This is a genomic window from Mycobacterium sp. DL, assembly GCF_039729195.1.
In the GTDB taxonomy this organism is placed as follows: domain Bacteria; phylum Actinomycetota; class Actinomycetes; order Mycobacteriales; family Mycobacteriaceae; genus Mycobacterium; species Mycobacterium hippocampi_A.
Window position 1 is genome coordinate 1,247,876 of record NZ_CP155796.1, and the last position, 15,856, is coordinate 1,263,731.

Annotated in this window: 17 protein-coding genes; 12 read left to right on the plus strand and 5 right to left on the minus strand. The window is 67.9% G+C overall.

Going from position 1 to position 15,856, the window contains the following annotated elements; all coding sequences use genetic code 11:
• Positions 1-11: 11 nt before the first annotated feature.
• From cobA to ABDC78_RS06075, 4 genes are read right to left on the minus strand one after another with little or no spacing between them, the layout of a single operon-like run.
• Positions 12-1,148, minus strand: a complete 1,137-nt coding sequence (gene cobA, locus ABDC78_RS06060) for a uroporphyrinogen-III C-methyltransferase (RefSeq protein ID WP_178358831.1) — start codon at positions 1,146-1,148, stop codon at positions 12-14.
• Positions 1,145-1,783: a 5,6-dimethylbenzimidazole synthase gene (gene bluB, locus ABDC78_RS06065; protein ID WP_178358832.1), complete on the minus strand. Its 639-nt coding sequence runs from the start codon at positions 1,781-1,783 to the stop codon at positions 1,145-1,147. Before bluB ends, cobA begins: the two co-directional genes overlap by 4 nt.
• The gene (locus tag ABDC78_RS06070) at positions 1,780-2,568 is read right to left on the minus strand and encodes a response regulator transcription factor (RefSeq protein ID WP_256736062.1); all 789 of its coding nucleotides are present in this window, start codon (positions 2,566-2,568) and stop codon (positions 1,780-1,782) included. The genes bluB and ABDC78_RS06070 overlap by 4 nt, the downstream gene beginning before the upstream one ends.
• Before the next feature lie 34 nt (positions 2,569-2,602).
• Complete coding sequence (locus tag ABDC78_RS06075; protein ID WP_178358833.1) at positions 2,603-3,358, minus strand: (2Fe-2S)-binding protein; 756 nt, start codon at positions 3,356-3,358, stop codon at positions 2,603-2,605.
• Positions 3,359-3,532: 174 nt separating this feature from the next.
• On the opposite strand from ABDC78_RS06075, the gene ABDC78_RS06080 reads away from it, so the two are divergent.
• The 6 genes from ABDC78_RS06080 to ABDC78_RS06105 are packed head-to-tail and all read left to right on the plus strand — an operon-like array spanning position 3,533 to position 8,975.
• Positions 3,533-3,961 (plus strand): diol dehydratase small subunit, encoded by a 429-nt coding sequence (locus tag ABDC78_RS06080; RefSeq protein WP_178358834.1) that lies wholly within the window; start codon positions 3,533-3,535, stop codon positions 3,959-3,961.
• A 9-nt stretch (positions 3,962-3,970) separates the two neighbouring features.
• Positions 3,971-5,686 carry a propanediol/glycerol family dehydratase large subunit gene (locus ABDC78_RS06085; protein WP_178358835.1) on the plus strand — a complete coding sequence of 572 codons (1,716 nt, stop codon included), beginning with the start codon at positions 3,971-3,973 and terminating at the stop codon, positions 5,684-5,686.
• A complete protein-coding gene (locus ABDC78_RS06090; RefSeq protein WP_178358836.1) occupies positions 5,683-6,282 on the plus strand; it encodes a propanediol/glycerol family dehydratase medium subunit in 600 nt (199 codons plus the stop codon). The genes ABDC78_RS06085 and ABDC78_RS06090 overlap by 4 nt, the downstream gene beginning before the upstream one ends.
• Entirely contained in the window at positions 6,282-8,153 is a 1,872-nt protein-coding gene (locus ABDC78_RS06095; RefSeq protein ID WP_178358837.1) for a diol dehydratase reactivase subunit alpha, read from the plus strand. Before ABDC78_RS06090 ends, ABDC78_RS06095 begins: the two co-directional genes overlap by 1 nt.
• Positions 8,146-8,508, plus strand: coding sequence for a glycerol dehydratase reactivase beta/small subunit family protein (locus tag ABDC78_RS06100; protein ID WP_178358838.1), 363 nt, complete (start codon positions 8,146-8,148; stop codon positions 8,506-8,508). The genes ABDC78_RS06095 and ABDC78_RS06100 overlap by 8 nt, the downstream gene beginning before the upstream one ends.
• Positions 8,505-8,975: a hypothetical protein gene (locus tag ABDC78_RS06105; RefSeq protein ID WP_178358839.1), complete on the plus strand. Its 471-nt coding sequence runs from the start codon at positions 8,505-8,507 to the stop codon at positions 8,973-8,975. The genes ABDC78_RS06100 and ABDC78_RS06105 overlap by 4 nt, the downstream gene beginning before the upstream one ends.
• Here the strand turns inward: ABDC78_RS06105 and ABDC78_RS06110 are convergent.
• Positions 8,946-10,463, minus strand: coding sequence for a precorrin-2 C(20)-methyltransferase (locus ABDC78_RS06110; RefSeq protein ID WP_178358840.1), 1,518 nt, complete (start codon positions 10,461-10,463; stop codon positions 8,946-8,948). The genes ABDC78_RS06105 and ABDC78_RS06110 overlap by 30 nt on opposite strands.
• A 261-nt stretch (positions 10,464-10,724) precedes the next feature.
• On the opposite strand from ABDC78_RS06110, the gene ABDC78_RS06115 reads away from it, so the two are divergent.
• From ABDC78_RS06115 to glmM, 6 genes are all read left to right on the plus strand, one after another.
• On the plus strand, positions 10,725-11,984 hold the full coding sequence (locus ABDC78_RS06115) for a GAF domain-containing protein (RefSeq protein WP_178358988.1): 1,260 nt from the start codon (positions 10,725-10,727) through the stop codon (positions 11,982-11,984).
• 163 nt (positions 11,985-12,147) lie between these two features.
• Positions 12,148-12,591, plus strand: a complete 444-nt coding sequence (gene rplM / locus ABDC78_RS06120; RefSeq protein ID WP_178358841.1) for a 50S ribosomal protein L13 — start codon at positions 12,148-12,150, stop codon at positions 12,589-12,591.
• 14 nt (positions 12,592-12,605) lie between these two features.
• On the plus strand, positions 12,606-13,091 hold the full coding sequence (gene rpsI / locus ABDC78_RS06125) for a 30S ribosomal protein S9 (protein ID WP_306172915.1): 486 nt from the start codon (positions 12,606-12,608) through the stop codon (positions 13,089-13,091).
• 328 nt (positions 13,092-13,419) lie between these two features.
• Positions 13,420-13,836, plus strand: a complete 417-nt coding sequence (locus tag ABDC78_RS06130) for a hypothetical protein (RefSeq protein WP_178358842.1) — start codon at positions 13,420-13,422, stop codon at positions 13,834-13,836.
• Positions 13,837-13,940: 104 nt separating this feature from the next.
• A complete protein-coding gene (locus tag ABDC78_RS06135) occupies positions 13,941-14,402 on the plus strand; it encodes a hypothetical protein (RefSeq protein ID WP_178358843.1) in 462 nt (153 codons plus the stop codon).
• A 103-nt stretch (positions 14,403-14,505) separates the two neighbouring features.
• Entirely contained in the window at positions 14,506-15,843 is a 1,338-nt protein-coding gene (gene glmM, locus ABDC78_RS06140; protein WP_178358844.1) for a phosphoglucosamine mutase, read from the plus strand.
• The last annotated feature ends 13 nt before the right edge of the window (positions 15,844-15,856 follow it).

Genomic DNA, 15,856 nt, shown 5'->3' on the forward strand with positions numbered 1-15,856 from the left:
CCGACGCTCGATCAGCCGACCTTCACCTGGGTGGCTTCGTGGTGGGCGGCGTAACCGGGGACGAAGCCCGCCACCGCACCGATCACCGTCGTCGCCGGGGGTCCGATGCCGGCCCTGTGGGCGGCGCCGGCGATCGTGTCGAGCCTGCCCCGGACTTCGCGCTGGCTGGGTAGGCTGCCGTCGGCGATCACCGCAGCCGGTGTGTCGGCATCCATTCCGCCGCTGATCAGCGCCCGGGTGATCGCGTCGAGGTTGGCCACGGCCATCATCAGGATGATCGTCGTGTTGGCCTGCGCGAGCGCCTCGTAGTTCACCGCCGACTGCGGGTGGTCTGGCGGCACGTGTCCGGAGATCACCGTGAAACCCTGGGTGAGGCCCCGGTGGGTGGCAGGGATCATCGCCGAGGCCGGTGCCGCGATCGCCGAGCTCACGCCGGGAATCACCTCCACGGGGACACCCGCACGCACACACTCGTCGACCTCCTCGCCGCCGCGGCCGAAGACGAACCCGTCACCGCCTTTGAGGCGCACGACCGTTGCGCCCGCCAGCGCATGGTCGATCAGCATGGCGTTGATCTGGAACTGCTCGGTGCGACGACCCCCGGGGATCTTCGAGACGTCGATGATCTGGGCCCGCGGCGCGATCTCGGTGAGTGCGGCCACCGGCGCGAGCCTGTCGGTGACGATGACGTCGGCGGCGGCGATGGCGTCCCGGCCGGCGATGGTCAACAACCCCGGATGGCCGGGGCCGCCTCCGACCAGGGTCACGCGTCCCACGCCGGTATGCGCGCGGCCGAAGCGTGTCGGCGGCGGCGCCGCATTCGGCGGGTTGTCGCTGATGCACAGCACACCGCGTTCGCCTGCCGCGACGGTGATCGCGGCATCCCCGCCGGGACTTCCGGTGCACGCGAATACCAGTGCAGCCGAACCGATATCGGCCGGGGTGAACACCCGGCGGCAGATCGTGATCAATCCCCGGTCGGCCAGGTCCGACAGGTAGGCCCCCGGTTCCGGGGACACCACCGTCACCACCGCGCCCGCGCTGATCAAGGACCCGGTCGCGGTCATCGCCCGGCCGGAGGAGCCCACCACGGTGACCCGTCGACCCGCGACCGGCAGATCCACCGATATCGTCGATTCGGCCGTCATGCGCGCGCGCTGTCGTACTGCTCGTAGTGCACGACGCTCGAGAGCGGTGCCGGACTGCGCCAGCCGTGCCGTTCGAGGTCGGGAGTCACCTGCAACGAGGTCACCGGACCGACGCACAGCCACGCGATCGGCCTGATGGTCGCCGGAATCCCGAGCAGTTCCCGCAGAAACGGCTCTCTGAAGAACGACACCCAGCCGACACCGAGTCCTTCGGCGGTGGCCGCGAGCCACAGGTTCTCGATCGCCAGGCACACGGAGTACAGGCCGGCTTCGGGATTGGTGTGCCTGCCCAGTACCGCCGGTCCCGCTCGGGTGGGGTCGTAGGTCACGACGATGCCGACCGTAGATTCGAGGATGCCCTCGATCTTGATCGTGGTGAAGGTCTGCGCACGCTCGCCGTCCAACGAGTCCTGGAAAACCCTGCGCTCGCCGAGGACATGGGTGTGAAAAGCCTTCCTGGTCCGTTGATCCCGGACGAGCACGAAGTCCCATGGTTGGCTCATGCCAACGCTGGGCGCGGTATGCGCCGCCCCCAGAATTCGGTCGAGTGCCTCCGGGTCTATCGGAGCGCCCGTGAACTCGGCCCGCACATCGCGCCGACGGCCGATGACGTCGTACAACCCGGCTGAGGTCATCGCTGCCGGACAGCCGACAGATATCCAGTCGATCCCGCGCCGTCACCGCGCAGCGCCGCGGCCACCAGTGCGGCGCGCCTGCGCACGCCGAACTTGTCCATGATGTTGTGCAGGTGGAACTTCACCGTCGCCTCCGAGATGAACAACTTGGTCGCGATCGCCCTGTTGTCCAGTCCCTCGGTCAGCAGGCTCAGCACTTCCCGCTCGCGCCGCGTCAATATCCGCGAATAGTCGGTCGAAGCCTCGGTGCGCTGCGAACGGATCTGCGCGACAAGCGCATTGACGCTGTGCGCATCGAGCGCCGATTGGCCGTTGATCACCCGCAGAACGGTGTTGAGCAGTTCGTTCGACGGTGACCTGCGATTGACCAGGGCGTCCGCACCCGCCTTGATCAGCTCCAGCGGATGACTCGAGGCGTCATCACCGTCGACGATCACGACGACCTTGGGCACCGGGTGCAGCTCTGCCAGCAGAGTCGAAAGCGGCGACCCGGCGTCGACGCCGAGTACAAGAAGTTCCGGTCGCAACGCGCGGAGACGGTCGACGAGCCCCGGCCCGTGCCGCAGGTCGCCGACGAATTCGACGCCGCGGGCCTGCGACACCACGTGCATCAGCCCGTGGCACAGTAGCTCGTCGTTCATCACGAACACCGTGCGCAGTCGCGCGGTCTCGGTGAAAGTGCCTCCGCCATCGGCGATTCCGCGTGGCAGGGCGGCGTCCGCCCCACGTAGACCGATGCGACTCGGCGCGTAGCGCGTCTGTGGCCGCGTCTGTGGCCAACCCATGAGTGACTCCGTCCTGCCGTCAGCGGGGCGAATGTTATCGCGGGTTTCGTTGCACCAACGTTGCAACGTGGCCGGAATCCTCCTTCACGAGCACGCAGTCCCCGCAGAGACCGGACCCCGGCGCCTGATAGAACAGGCAGCAGCTCCGCCGGACGAATCTGCCGTCGGTGAAGGTGGCGGTTCCGATCAGTGGTCCGGTGTCCGCGAGCGCTCTCACCAGGGCGCGACCGGCGCCCTCATGGTGCGGTCGCGACATCGACAGGACCGTCACCGCACCGTTGGCGGCGGAGATCACGTTGCCCCAAGTCACCTGCGGCGACAGCGAAGTCAGAGTGTGCAGCGTGTCGTTCAGCGGGGCGAGCACCTCGGTGAGCAGGGATCCGGCGATCAGATCGGCTGCGCGCCGGGGTGTCGGCGCCTCGAACCAGTCGGCATCGGCAACGGCGAACTGCGGAACGTGTGTCGAGGTGGGCCGCCACCGCAGTGACCGACGGTCCAGTGCCGGGACCGCACCGAAACAGGCTGCGGCACCGACCGCCGGGGAGAGCAGTCGCGCCGTCACGCCCAGCTGAAAGGACGAGGCCGCCAGCCTCAGTGGGATCTCGCCGGGGGCACACTGTGTCGACGCGGCGATGGCCGCGCGCGTCCGGACGACAAAATCGTTGACGGTCGCGTCATCGAACAACCGCGGCAGGGCACGCCAGTCATCACCCACCGCATCCGGAAGCGCGAAGTACTCACCGATTTCGGCGGTCTTCGCCGCAAGCGCGTCGCGGTCCGCCGTGTCCATGGCTCTCACGCTAACCGCGGCGGATTCGAGCGGGCTGATCTGGGGCAATTCCTCGCCGAAGGGTGGGGCTCGGGGGGCCAAGGGGCCCCGGGGATCGCTGCAACGTTGCTGCAACGTGACACGAGCCACAATTGGTCCACGACCACCCGTCGCTCTCACCCTACGGAGAAGTGCATGACGCAACCGACCCTCGATCCCGCGGTGGATTACCCGCTGAGCATCCGTCGGAGGGATCTGCTGTTCACCCCGTCAGGCAAGTCCATCGACGACATCACCATGGAAGCCGTCGTCTCCGGCGAGATTCAGCCCACCGATCTGCGGATCACGCCGGACACGCTTCGACTGCAGGCGCAGATCGCCGAGAAGGACGGCAGGAAGCAGTTGGGTGCCAACCTGCACCGCGCCGCCGAGATGACCGCCATCAGCGATGAACGGGTGCTGGAGATCTACAACGCGCTGCGGCCCAACGCGTCGACCAAGGCGGAACTCGACGCCATCGCCGACGAGTTGCAGACCCGGTACAACGCGACCTTCCTGGCGGATCTGGTGCGCGAGGCGGCCGATGTGTACGAGCGCCGCGACATCCTGGCGACGAGCGAATAGGGGACGACGATGACTGCTGAGGCAATTCAGAAGGCCGGCGCCGACGTACGCCACTCCGCTCGCACCGACGTCCTCGAGGACCGCCCGGTCAATCTCGACGGTTTCGTCGAGGAGTGGCCCGAGGTCGGCATGGTCGCGATGGACAGCGAGTTCGACCCCGAGCCGAGTGTCCGGGTGGAGAACGGTGTGGTCGTCGAGATGGACGGTGTCGCGCGCGCCGACTTCGATTTCATCGACCAGTTCATCGCCGACAAGGCGATCGACGCCGCGACCACCGAGGAGTCGATGGCCCTGCCGGCGCAGGAGATCGCCCGCATGCTGGTCGACCCTGGCGTGACGCGCCAGGAGGTCATCGCCGTGACCAACGGTCTGACACCGGCGAAGCTGTTGGCGGTGGCGAAGAACCTGAACATCGTCGAGATCATGATGGGCATGCAGAAGATGCGTGCCCGGCGCACCCCGGCCAATCAGGCTCACTGCACCAGCGCACGGGACAACCCGCTGCAGGTGGCCTGCGAGGCCGCAGAAGCCGCGATCCGCGGATTCTCAGAGGTGGAAACGACTTTGGGTGTGGTGCGCTACGCACCGCTGGTCGCGATGGCGCAGCAGATCGGCAGCCAGGTCAACCCCGGTGGTCCGATGACACAGTGCGCGCTGGAGGAAGCGACCGAGCTGGATCTCGGGATGCGCGGCATCACCGGCTACGCGGAGACCATCTCGGTGTACGGCACCGAGCCGGTCTTCGTCGACGGTGACGACACACCCTGGTCGAAGGCGTTCCTGGCCGCGGCGTACGCGTCGCGCGGCATCAAGATGCGCTTCACCTCCGGCACCGGTTCAGAGGTCCAGATGGGTAACGCGCAGGGTAAATCCATGCTGTACCTGGAGATTCGATGCATCCTGATCGCCAAGGGTGCCGGCGTGCAGGGCCTGCAGAACGGTTCGATCTCGTGTATCGGTGTGCCGGGAGCGGTGCCTGCGGGCATCCGGGCGGTCGCCGCCGAGAACCTCATCGCCTCGGCGGTGGACCTCGAGTGCGCCTCGGGCAACGACCAGTCGTTCTCGCATTCGGCGATGCGGCGGACCGCGAGGCTGATGCCGCAGATGATGCCCGGGACCGATTTCGTGTGTTCCGGATACTCTGCGGTTCCCAACTACGACAACATGTTCGCCGGATCCAATGTCGACAGCGACGACTTCGACGACTTCAACACCATTCAGCGGGATCTGCAGATCGACGGCGGGCTCCGTCATGTGAAGGAGTCCGACATCCTCGCGGTCCGCACCCGCGCCGCCAAGGCCCTGCAGGCGGTGTTCCGGTACCTGGACCTGCCGCCGATCAGCGACGCCGAGATCGACGCCGCGGTGTACGCCAACGGCAGTCGCGAGCTCATCCCGCGCGACGTCCTCGAGGATCTCAAGGGCGCGCAGCAGGTGATGGATCGCAACATCACCGGCCTGGATCTGGTGAAGGCCCTGGAGGGGACCGGGTTCACGGACATGGCGGAGAACCTGTTGGCGGTTCTGCAGCAGCGGGTTTCGGGAGACCTGCTGCAGACCTCGGCGATCATGACACCGTCGCTGGTGCCACTGTCGGCGGTCAACGACGCCAACGACTACGCCGGCCCCGGAACCGGGTACCGGCCGACGGGCGCACGTTGGGAAGAAATGAAGAAGCTGCGCCACGTGACGAGCGCATCGAACCCCGAACTGGAGGTGGAATGACCGTGGCGACCGACCTGCAGGCAGGGGAGCGCACGATCTCGTTCAGCGAGGTCGGTCCGGCCGAGCGTGGCCAGCGGCCCGACGAGGTGGTGATAGCGATATCGCCGGCTTTCGGCAGCCTGTTCAGCCAGACGATCATCGGTCTGCCGCTCGCCGAGGTCATTCGCCAGATCCTTGCCGGCATCGAGGAGCAGGAGGTGAGTGCCCGGATCATCCGGATCCAGAGCAGTTCCGACCTCGCGCTGATGGCCCACACCGCGGCGAAGCTCTCGGGATCGGGCATCGGGATCGGGATCCTGGCCCGGGGCACCTCGATGATCCATCAGCGTGACCTGCCGCGGCTTTCCAGTCTGGAACTGTTCCCGCAGTGTCCGCTTCTGACGCTCGAGACGTACCGCAATATCGGCTCGAACGCCGCCCAGTACGCCAAAGGTGAATCACCGGAACCGGTTCCGACGCTCAACGACCAGATGGCACGGCCGCGCTGGCAGGCAAAGGCGGCGCTGCTGCACCTCAAGGAGACCGAACTGGTCCGCAAGGGGGCGCGCCCGGTCGAGGTGACACCGGAGTTCTCCACGGAGATGATCGGTCAGTAGTGAATCGAACGGTTGTCGGGGTCGACATCGGCAACTCCACCACCGAGGCGAGTCTCGCGACGATCGGTCCGGACGGCACGGTCGAGTACGTCGGTGCGGCATTGACCCGCACCACGGGGATCAAGGGCACCGTCAAGAACGTCGACGGCGTCGCGAAATCGGTGACGTGGGCGCTGGAGGGCGCGGGCATCCCGTTGGCGGATCTGGACCTGATCCTGCTCAATGAGGCCACGCCGGTGATCAGCGGGTTGGCGATGGAGACCATCACCGAGACGATCATCACCGAGTCGACCATGATCGGTCACGATCCGCGCACCCCCGGCGGCCGGGGCCTGGGCGTCGGCACCATCGTCGAGTTCGAGTCGTTGTCGCAGCACGCACCCGGGGTGCCGGTGATCGTGCTGGTGCCCGAAGGGATCGACTTCGACGTCACCGCCCAGACCATCAACACCTCCGTCGATCGCGGCATCGACGTCACCGGGGCGATCCTGGGCAACGACGACGCCGTGCTGGTGGCGAACCGGCTGACGACGAAGATCCCTATCATCGACGAGGTGTCGAAGATCGATCTGGTCCCGGTGGGCATGGTGGCCGCCGTCGAGGTGGCCGGACCCGGTCAGTCCATCCGCACGCTGTCGAACGCCTACGGCCTGGCGACCATCTTCGGTCTGGACCCCGACCAGACCAAGGTCGTCTCACCCGTCGCGCGGGCGTTGACGGGCAACCGATCCGCCGTCGTCGTGCGGACCCCGTCCGGGGACGTCGAGGACCGCGCCATTCCCGCAGGCTCGCTGGAGTTGATCGGTGTGAAGAAGCGCGCCACGGTGGACGTCTCCCGCGGCGCTGCCGACATCATGGCCGAGGTGCAGCGGGTCAGCCCACTGACCGACGTCGTCGGCGAATCGGGCACCAACACCGGTGGCATGATCTCCACCGTGCGCCAGAGCATGGCCGACCTGACCGAACACGCGCTGGCCGATGTCCACATCCAGGACCTGCTGGCGATCGACACGGTGGTGCCGCAAGCAGTGCGGGGTGGAGTCGCGGGCGAGGTCGCGCTGGAGAACGCGGTCGCGCTGGCGGCCATGGTCCGCACCAAGGAGAGCGGGATGCAGGCCGTCGCCGATGCGGTGGCCGCCGAGCTGCGCCACGCCGGGGCGACGCGGGTCGACGTCGTCGTCGGAGGTGTCGAGGCGGAGATGGCGGTGCTCGGTGCACTCACCACCCCGGGCACCGACAAGCCCCTGGTCGTTCTCGATCTCGGCGGCGGCTCCACCGACGCCGCGGTGATCGGCGTCGACGACCGCATCGACGCCACCCACCTCGCCGGCGCGGGCGACCTGGTGACCAAGCTGATCGACGCCGAGTTGGGCCTGGACAACCTGGAGCTGGCAGAAGAGATCAAGCGCTGCCCACTGGGCAAGGCGGAGAGCTTCTTTCACATCCGGCTCGAGAACGGCACGGTGCAGTTCTTCGACACGCCGTTGCCGTCGACGGCCTTCGCGCGGGTGGTCGCCCTGGGCGAGTTCGGGATGAACCCGATACCCACCCGCCACTCGCTGGAGCGGATCAGGACGGTTCGTCGCACCGCCAAGGAGCGGGTCTTCGTCGTCAACACGCTTCGGGCGCTGCGCGCCATCGCCCCGGGCGGTGACCTGCGGCAGATCGGTTTTGTGGTGTTGCTCGGCGGCAGCGCCCTGGATTTCGAGATTCCCGAGCTCATCGCCGACGCGGTGGCGCCGTTCGGGATCGTCTGCGGCACCGGAAACGTCCGCGGCACCGAAGGTCCCCGCAATGCGGTGGCCTCCGGCCTTGTCGCGGCCCATGTCTCGGCTACCCGCTCGGTGACCGGCGTCGGTGCCCATGCGTGACGGAGGCCAGCCGGAAAAGCCGGCCATTCTGGTGCTCAGCTGCTCGGCGGGTCCCGTCGAGAACGAGGTGCTCGCCGGGATCGAGGAGGAGGGCGTGCCGTTCGTCGTGGAGCGGCCGACTGCCGGCGGGGACGCGAACGCGCTGGGCCGACTTGCCGCGGGCCGTTCGACGCTCAACGTAGGGGTCGGCATCGACGACGACGGTCGGGTGTCGGTCCAGCATCAGAAACTGGCCCGGCCGCCGGAGGGATTGTCCACCGACGAACCCGCAGACCCGGTGGCCGCCCGCACCCTGGGCCACAACGCCGCCCGCATCGTGGTCGGCATCCCGCTGCGAACGAACCAGTTGTCGTGAGCCACCAGCAGGAGGCCGGTGCCCGGATGCGCGGTGACGCGGTCCGGGTCTTCGGCGAACTCAACGACTCGGCCAAGGCCCAGCAGGCTCTGCTCAACAGCTGCGGGGAAGCCGCCTGGATCACCGATGAAGAACGTCGGGCGATCAGGTGGCTGCTGTCCGCGCTGATCGAGCATCGGCGCCGCATCCGGGTGACCGCCCGGCTGTGGCGGTCGCTGAACCCCGAGGAACCGGTGCCGTGCGCGCTGGTCACGGAGACCACCGAACTGCTGGACGAACATCGGCATTTCGAACCGTTCATCGCGCGGTGGCGGGCGGTGGTGATCAACCGTGCCCGGATCGACCGCACGGAGTTCTGGCGCAGCATGATCGAACTCGCCGAACTCAACCTCGATCTGGCATCCGAGGCGGAGGAACCGTGTGCCGGCAGCGACGGATCAGAGGGCCGGACTGACGTACCGGCGTGAGGTGAAGACCGCCTGCCCGGCAGCGCGTTGAACCACCGTCGTCGTCGACGATCCGATGATGAGCAGGGTCCGCATGTCCACTGTGGCGGGATCGAATCCCGCGGCCGTCGTCACGGTGACACGCTGTTCGGGTCCGCCGACGTCGCGCCCGACGATCACCGGGCGATCAGCGGGAAGGCGTTGCAGCAGAATGTCTCTGAGTGTCGTGACCTGCCAGTCCCGGCTCTTCGAGCCCGGGTTGTAGATCGCGATCACCAGGTCGGCGTCGATGGCGGCGTGCAGCCTGCGCTCGATCACGTCCCAACTCTTCAGGCGGTCCGACAGCGAGATCACCGCGTAGTCGTGCCCCAGCGGCGCGCCGACGGCCGCGGCGACGGCGTTGGCGGCGGTGACCCCGGGCACCACCCGAACAGGCACATCGCTGAACGCGGGTTCGGCGGCGACCTCCACCACGGCCGCCGCCATCGCGAAGACGCCGGGGTCTCCCGAACTGACCACAGCGACCCTGGCACCTCTTTTGGCCAAATCCAATGCCATGCAGGCACGTTCGGATTCGACCTGGTTGTCGCTGGCGTGCAGCCGTTGGCCCGGGCGTGGCAGGACTCGGGCCAGGTAGGTCTTGTAGCCGACAAGATCGGTGGCGCGGGACAGCTCGCTGCGCACCTCCGGGGTCGTCCATCGCCCGGTGCCGGGGCCCAGTCCGACGACGACCACCTCACCCACGGCGGGTTCAGCAGACGCAGGGGCCGGGTTGTTGAGCGGGCCCGGGACGATGACCATCGAGAAGTAGGGCACCGAGTCGGGTTCGACGTCGCGCACCGGCATGACCACTTGCTGCGGCGTTGATGCGCGCTCCACATACCAGGCCCGGTCGGCGAGCCCGGCAGCGTCCAAGGCGGCCAGCACCTTCGGGAACGTCCGGCCGAGTTTCATGATCGCGACCGCGTCGCTGTCGCGCAGTCGACGGACCAGTTCGTCGGAGGGCATCGTCGCGGCCAGGACGGTCAAGGTCTCCTCGCCCTCGACCAGCGGGATGCCCGTCGCCGTCGCCGACGCACTCACCGAGGTCACCCCGGGGATGATCTCGGTGTCGAATTCGGCGCAGAGTCGTTTGTGCATGTGCATGTAGGAGCTGTAGAACAGCGGATCACCCTCCGCCAGAAGAGCGACGCCGCGGCCCGCGCGAAGGTGTCGGGCCAACCGCTCGCTCGCGTCCGCATAGAACTCGTCGAGGGCGCCTCGGTAGCCGGCGGGGTGCGCTGTGGTTCCGGTGGTGACCGGGTACATCAGTCGTTCGTGGATCTGGCCGTCGCGCAGAAAGGGTTCTGCCACCGCGAGCGCGACACTGCGGCCGTGCCCGGCGCAGTGGAAGGCGATGACGTCTGCTGCGCCGATGACCCTGGCCGCCTTGAACGTGACCAGCTCACTGTCGCCGGGGCCGAGACCGACCGCCCAGAGCTTTCCGGCGGGGTTGTGCTGGCTGTCCACTGGGTCACCGTAGACGGGGCAACGCGCGTCTCCGGGCGCCTCGCGCGACGAAGCCCGATCCCCACCGGAATCCCCATCCGTTGACTAGGTTGGGCGGGCACCGGCGGCCGCGGGTTTGCGGGGCCGAACACTCAGTTTCTTCGGCTAGTGTGGCGTAGAACACGCAGTGGCCCGGTTGTCCTGAAGCCAAGATCGGCTGCGCGAGGAGTGTGATCGCCGGTGGGTTCGTCGAAGCCTGTCACCAGTCGGGCGTCGACCCGTATGGGTACGTCGGCTGTGCGCGCGTTGCACGAACTCTTCATAGCCGGGCAGGTCGACGCGTCCTATCTCGACTCCGCTCCGATCAGGCCCGTGGTGGCCGAGAGTTGGCGGCGCAGCCTCGCCACCGGTGTGGACCCGGATCGCGACGGTGCATTGTCGTCGGCGATGACGCTCAGTCTGGCGCGGATGCGGGAGACACACCCGTTGGCCGCGGCCCTTCCGGTGATCCGGCGGCTGCTCGTCGACGATGCGATCGACGCCGGCGTTCTCGTCGCCGTCACCGCCGCGGACGGCACCGTGCTGTGGGTCGAGGGTGATCCCAGGGCGGTCCGTAAAGCCGAGGCGATGGACTTCGTTCCCGGCGCCGACTGGAGTGAGGGCAGTGCGGGCACCAATGCGCCCGGCACCGCGCTGGCACTCGACCGTGAGCTTCAGATCCGCAGCTCAGAGCACTTCTCCCGGATCGTGCAGCCGTGGAGTTGCAGTGCCGTACCTGTTCACGATCCGACGACCGGGGTCCTTCTCGGCGCGATCGACCTCACCGGTGGCGCCGACGTGGCCACTCCGCAGACCCTTGCCCTGGTGCGCGCCACGGCGGTTGCAGTCGAGAATCACCTCGCCCTGCTGAGGGTTACCGCCCCCGACGCCAGTGCGACCTCGGCGGGGCAGGCGCAACTGCGAGTGCTCGGCGCGCAGCGGCCCCGCTGGCAGTTCACCGACCAGAACGGCTGCCTGCGCACCGCGTCGCTCACGCCGCGCCATGCCGACATCCTGGTGCTGCTGCACCAGCATCCCGAGGGGCTGACCGCCGATCACCTCGCCTTGCTGCTCGACGACAAGGATCTGGACGTGGTGACAGTGCGTGCGGAGATGTCGCGGCTACGGCGGGTCATCAACCCGGCGGTGGTGGTCTCCCGGCCGTACCGGCTGATGCAGCCTGTCGACAGCGACCTGGGCGCGGTGTTCGGTCATCTGAAGGCCGGGGACGTGGAATCGGCGCTGAACAGGTACGCCGGTGCGCTGCTGCCGCAGTCGATGTCGCCCGCGATCGGCCGGATCCGCGCGGAGTTGAGCGCCAGCATGCGGGGTGCCGTGCTGGCGACGTGTGATGCCGGCCTGTTACGACGGTGGCTGGAGTTGCCCGAAGGACGTGACGACCGTGAGGGCTGGCGGGTTCTGCACGATCTCGCCCAGGCCGGGTCGGTGGGCAGGGCGCAGGCCAGCGGACATCTGCTGGGGCTGGACCTGGATCTCGGCTGAGCGTTTTGACCTGCGGCGACGCCCGCGGGTAAGCTCGCTCGTTGGCGTGTGCTGGCTTGCCGGAACCTCGGGTCTCCGTCGGTCGCCGAGGCAGTTCGCAGCCCACGCTTGACCGGCACCCGGGACACCGGGGATCAACCCGAGAAGAGAAGAAGGTAACGCTGTGCCCACATACACGCCGAAGGCGGGTGACACCACGCGTACGTGGTACGTCATCGACGCCACCGACGTGGTGCTCGGCCGGCTCGCCGTCGAAGCAGCCAAGCTGCTACGCGGCAAGCACAAGCCGACATACACGCCCAACGTCGACGGCGGTGACTTCGTCATCGTCATCAACGCGGAAAAGGTCTCCATCAGTGGCGACAAGCTCAAGAAGAAGTTCCTCTACCGGCACTCGGGTTTTCCCGGCGGGCTGCGCAAGCGCGCGCTCGGTGACGAGATGGGCAAGCACGCGGACCGCGTCGTCGAGAACGCGATCGTCGGCATGATCCCGCACACCAAGCTCGGCCGTCAGATCCAGAAGAAGCTGAAGGTGTACGTCGGTGCAGAGCATCCGCACACCGCTCAGCAGCCGGTTCCGTTCGAGATCAAGCAGGTGGCCCAGTGACCGAGTCTTCCGAAATGACCGCTGAGATCGGCGAGAGCGTCGCGCCCGCCGAGACGGCTGCCACCGAGGTCGCCGCCGAAGCCGAAGCCCCCGTGCGTGAGCCGATCATCATGGATCGTCCGATCCAGACCGTCGGCCGCCGCAAGGAGGCCGTGGTGCGCGTGCGCCTGGTGCCCGGCACCGGCCAGTTCCATCTCGACGGCCGCTCGCTGGAGGCCTACTTCCCCAACAAGGTGCACCAGCAGCTCATCAAGGCCCCGTTCGTGACCGTTGATCGGCTCGACAGCTTCGATGTGCACGCCCACCTCAACGGCGGCGGTCCGTCCGGCCAGGCCGGCGCACTGCGTCTGGCCATCGCCCGGGCGCTCATCATCGTGCAGCCCGAGGATCGGCCCGCCCTCAAGAAGGCCGGGTTCCTCACCCGCGACCCGCGCGCCATCGAGCGCAAGAAGTACGGGCTGAAGAAGGCCCGCAAGGCACCGCAGTACAGCAAGCGCTGATCGAAACACGTCACGGCGCCCGGCCTGCTCGCATCGCGAGTGGCCGGGCGTCTGTCGTTTCGGCCCACTGTGGGCTGTCACACACCACAAATCCGGTAAAGACCGGCGGCCCCGTGCTCTGGGGTGATGCGCAGCCAGTTACTTAGTCATCGGCAAGCACCAGCTGGATCTGACCGCAGCGACTTGAGTTCTGTGCGGCCTGTGCGACACCGTCGAAACGAGAGCCCGGGCGTCCCACGTGGCGTCGGCAGACCCTTCTGCCTCCGGTGCGAGTCAGTCAGCTCGCCCAGACAACCGGCCGTGGCTCTGTGACTGAGAGGAGTGATTCATGAACTTCATCAAGAGCATTGCAGCAGGTGCCGCTTTCGGTGGCGCGCTGTTCTTCACCGCGGGAGTCGCCAACGCACAGCCGATGGAGACCGCGGATCCCGACGGCCTGGTCGGTATCACCGTCAGCGATGTGACGATCCTCGAGGCCGTGCCCGTTGATGCGGCGGCCACCATCGCAGGCACCCTCTGTGCCAGCGCGCCCGAGGACGTCAACGCGCTCGCGCTGCAGGTGGACACCGAGGGCGTCAACCAGACGGTGTGCGAGGGCCTGCCGGGCGGCGATCTGCTGCTCACCCAGAACGTGAGCTCGCCGGAGACTCAGCCGGAGGCGGCCGAGAGCACCGATGACGGTGCCACCGCGACCGAGGGTGCCGGCGCGCCGGAGACCACCACCGCGCCCACCGACGGCGGATAAACACAACCCCTCACCGCCCGCATCCGATCCAGGGTGCGGGCGGTGAGGCGTTGAAGGGGCGCTTCAGGTGGGTACCCGACCCGAGTAACCGAAGGGAGAAATCGATGAGTTTGGTCAAGAACACCGCATCGGCCGTATTCCTGGGCGGAACGCTACTGATGACGGCAGGCCTGGGTACCGCGATGTCGCAACCCGATGAGCCGCCGCCCGGGCCGGACGGTCTGGTGACGGTGCTTGTCGACGGTGCGACCACGCAGGACAGCGTGGCCCTCGAGGCTGCCGCCGCAGCCGCTGCCGAGGCCTGTGCAGGCGATCCGGCGGCGATCCTCGGGCTTGCGCAGCTGGCCGATACCGACGGCGCGTCGCAAGAGGTGTGTGCAAACGTGTCGATCATCCAGAACGCGAGCACGCCGACGGCGTCGTTGCCGGCCGAGTCGACGGTGGAAGCAGAGACCCCGGCTGTTCCCGGCGCGGAGGAAGCTCCCGCGGGTGACGAGGGCGCGCCGGTTCCGGCCGTTCCGGGTGAGGGCGCAGCCGACGAGCCGTTCAACACCGAAGGCGGCTGACGAGCCGTCTGTGCCGGTCTCGCCCGCGTATCGATTCGGCAGCGGCACGAACGCCATGAGCTGCGGTTGGCCCTCAAACCACTATGTGTGAGAGGTTGTCAGCATGGCTCGACTGTTCGGCACCGACGGGGTGCGCGGAGTCGCCAACCAGGAGCTCACCGCGGAACTCGCGATGTCGCTTGGTGCGGCGGCGGCCCGTCGGCTGCTGAGAAGCGGCGAGACCCGTCGGCGGGTTGCCGTGGTCGGACGCGATCCGCGCGCCAGCGGAGAGATGCTCGAGGCGGCCGTGATCGCCGGTGTGGCCAGCGAGGGTGTGGACGCGTTGCGGGTGGGGGTACTGCCCACACCCGCGGTGGCCTATCTGACCAGCGCCTACGACGCCGACTTCGGGGTGATGATCTCCGCTTCGCACAACCCGATGCCCGACAACGGCATCAAGATCTTCGGTCCGGGCGGGCACAAGCTCGACGACGACACCGAGGATCGCATCGAGGAACTGGTCCGCCAGGGCCCCGGTGCCCGTCCTGTCGGAGCGGGTATCGGTCGTGTCGTCACGGCCGATGACGCGCTGGAGCGGTACCTGCGCCACGCCGGCAAGGCCGCAGGCACCCGCCTCGACGATCTGACCGTCGTCGTCGACTGCGCCCACGGGGCCGCGTCGGTCGCGGCGCCGCGTGCCTACCGGGCGGCAGGCGCCAACGTCATCGCCATCCATGCCGATCCCGACGGGCTGAACATCAACGACGGCTGCGGATCCACGCACATGGAGACGCTGCGTTCGGCGGTGGTGTCCTACGGTGCCGACCTGGGTCTGGCGCACGACGGTGATGCCGACCGCTGTCTTGCCGTCGACGGTCACGGTCGTGTCATCGACGGTGACGCGATCATGGTGGTGTTGGCGCTGGCCATGCACGAGGCCGGGGAGTTGGCTGCGGACACCCTGGTGGCCACCGTCATGAGCAACCTCGGGTTGCATCTGGCGATGCGCTCCGCCGGCATCGAGGTCCGCACCACCGGCGTGGGGGACCGCTACGTTCTCGAGGAACTCCGGGCCGGTCCGTACTCGATCGGCGGTGAGCAGTCCGGGCACCTGGTGATGCCGGCGTTCGGCACCACCGGTGACGGCATCGTCACCGGGCTCCGATTGATGTCCCGGATGGCGCAGACGCGTCGCAGCCTCGCCGACCTCGCCGCACCGATGCAGACATTGCCGCAGGTACTGATCAACGTCCAGGTTGCCGACAAGGCCACTGTCGCCGACTCGGCGGCGGTGCGCGACGCGGTCGCCCAAGCTGAGGCCGAACTCGGAGACACCGGCCGAATTCTGTTGCGGCCCTCCGGAACCGAACAGCTGGTGCGTGTGATGGTGGAAGCTGCCGACGAGGACACCGCGCGGCAACTGGCGGTGCGGGTCGCGGAGTCGGTCAGCGCCGAGGGCTGAGCGCGGCGGAAAA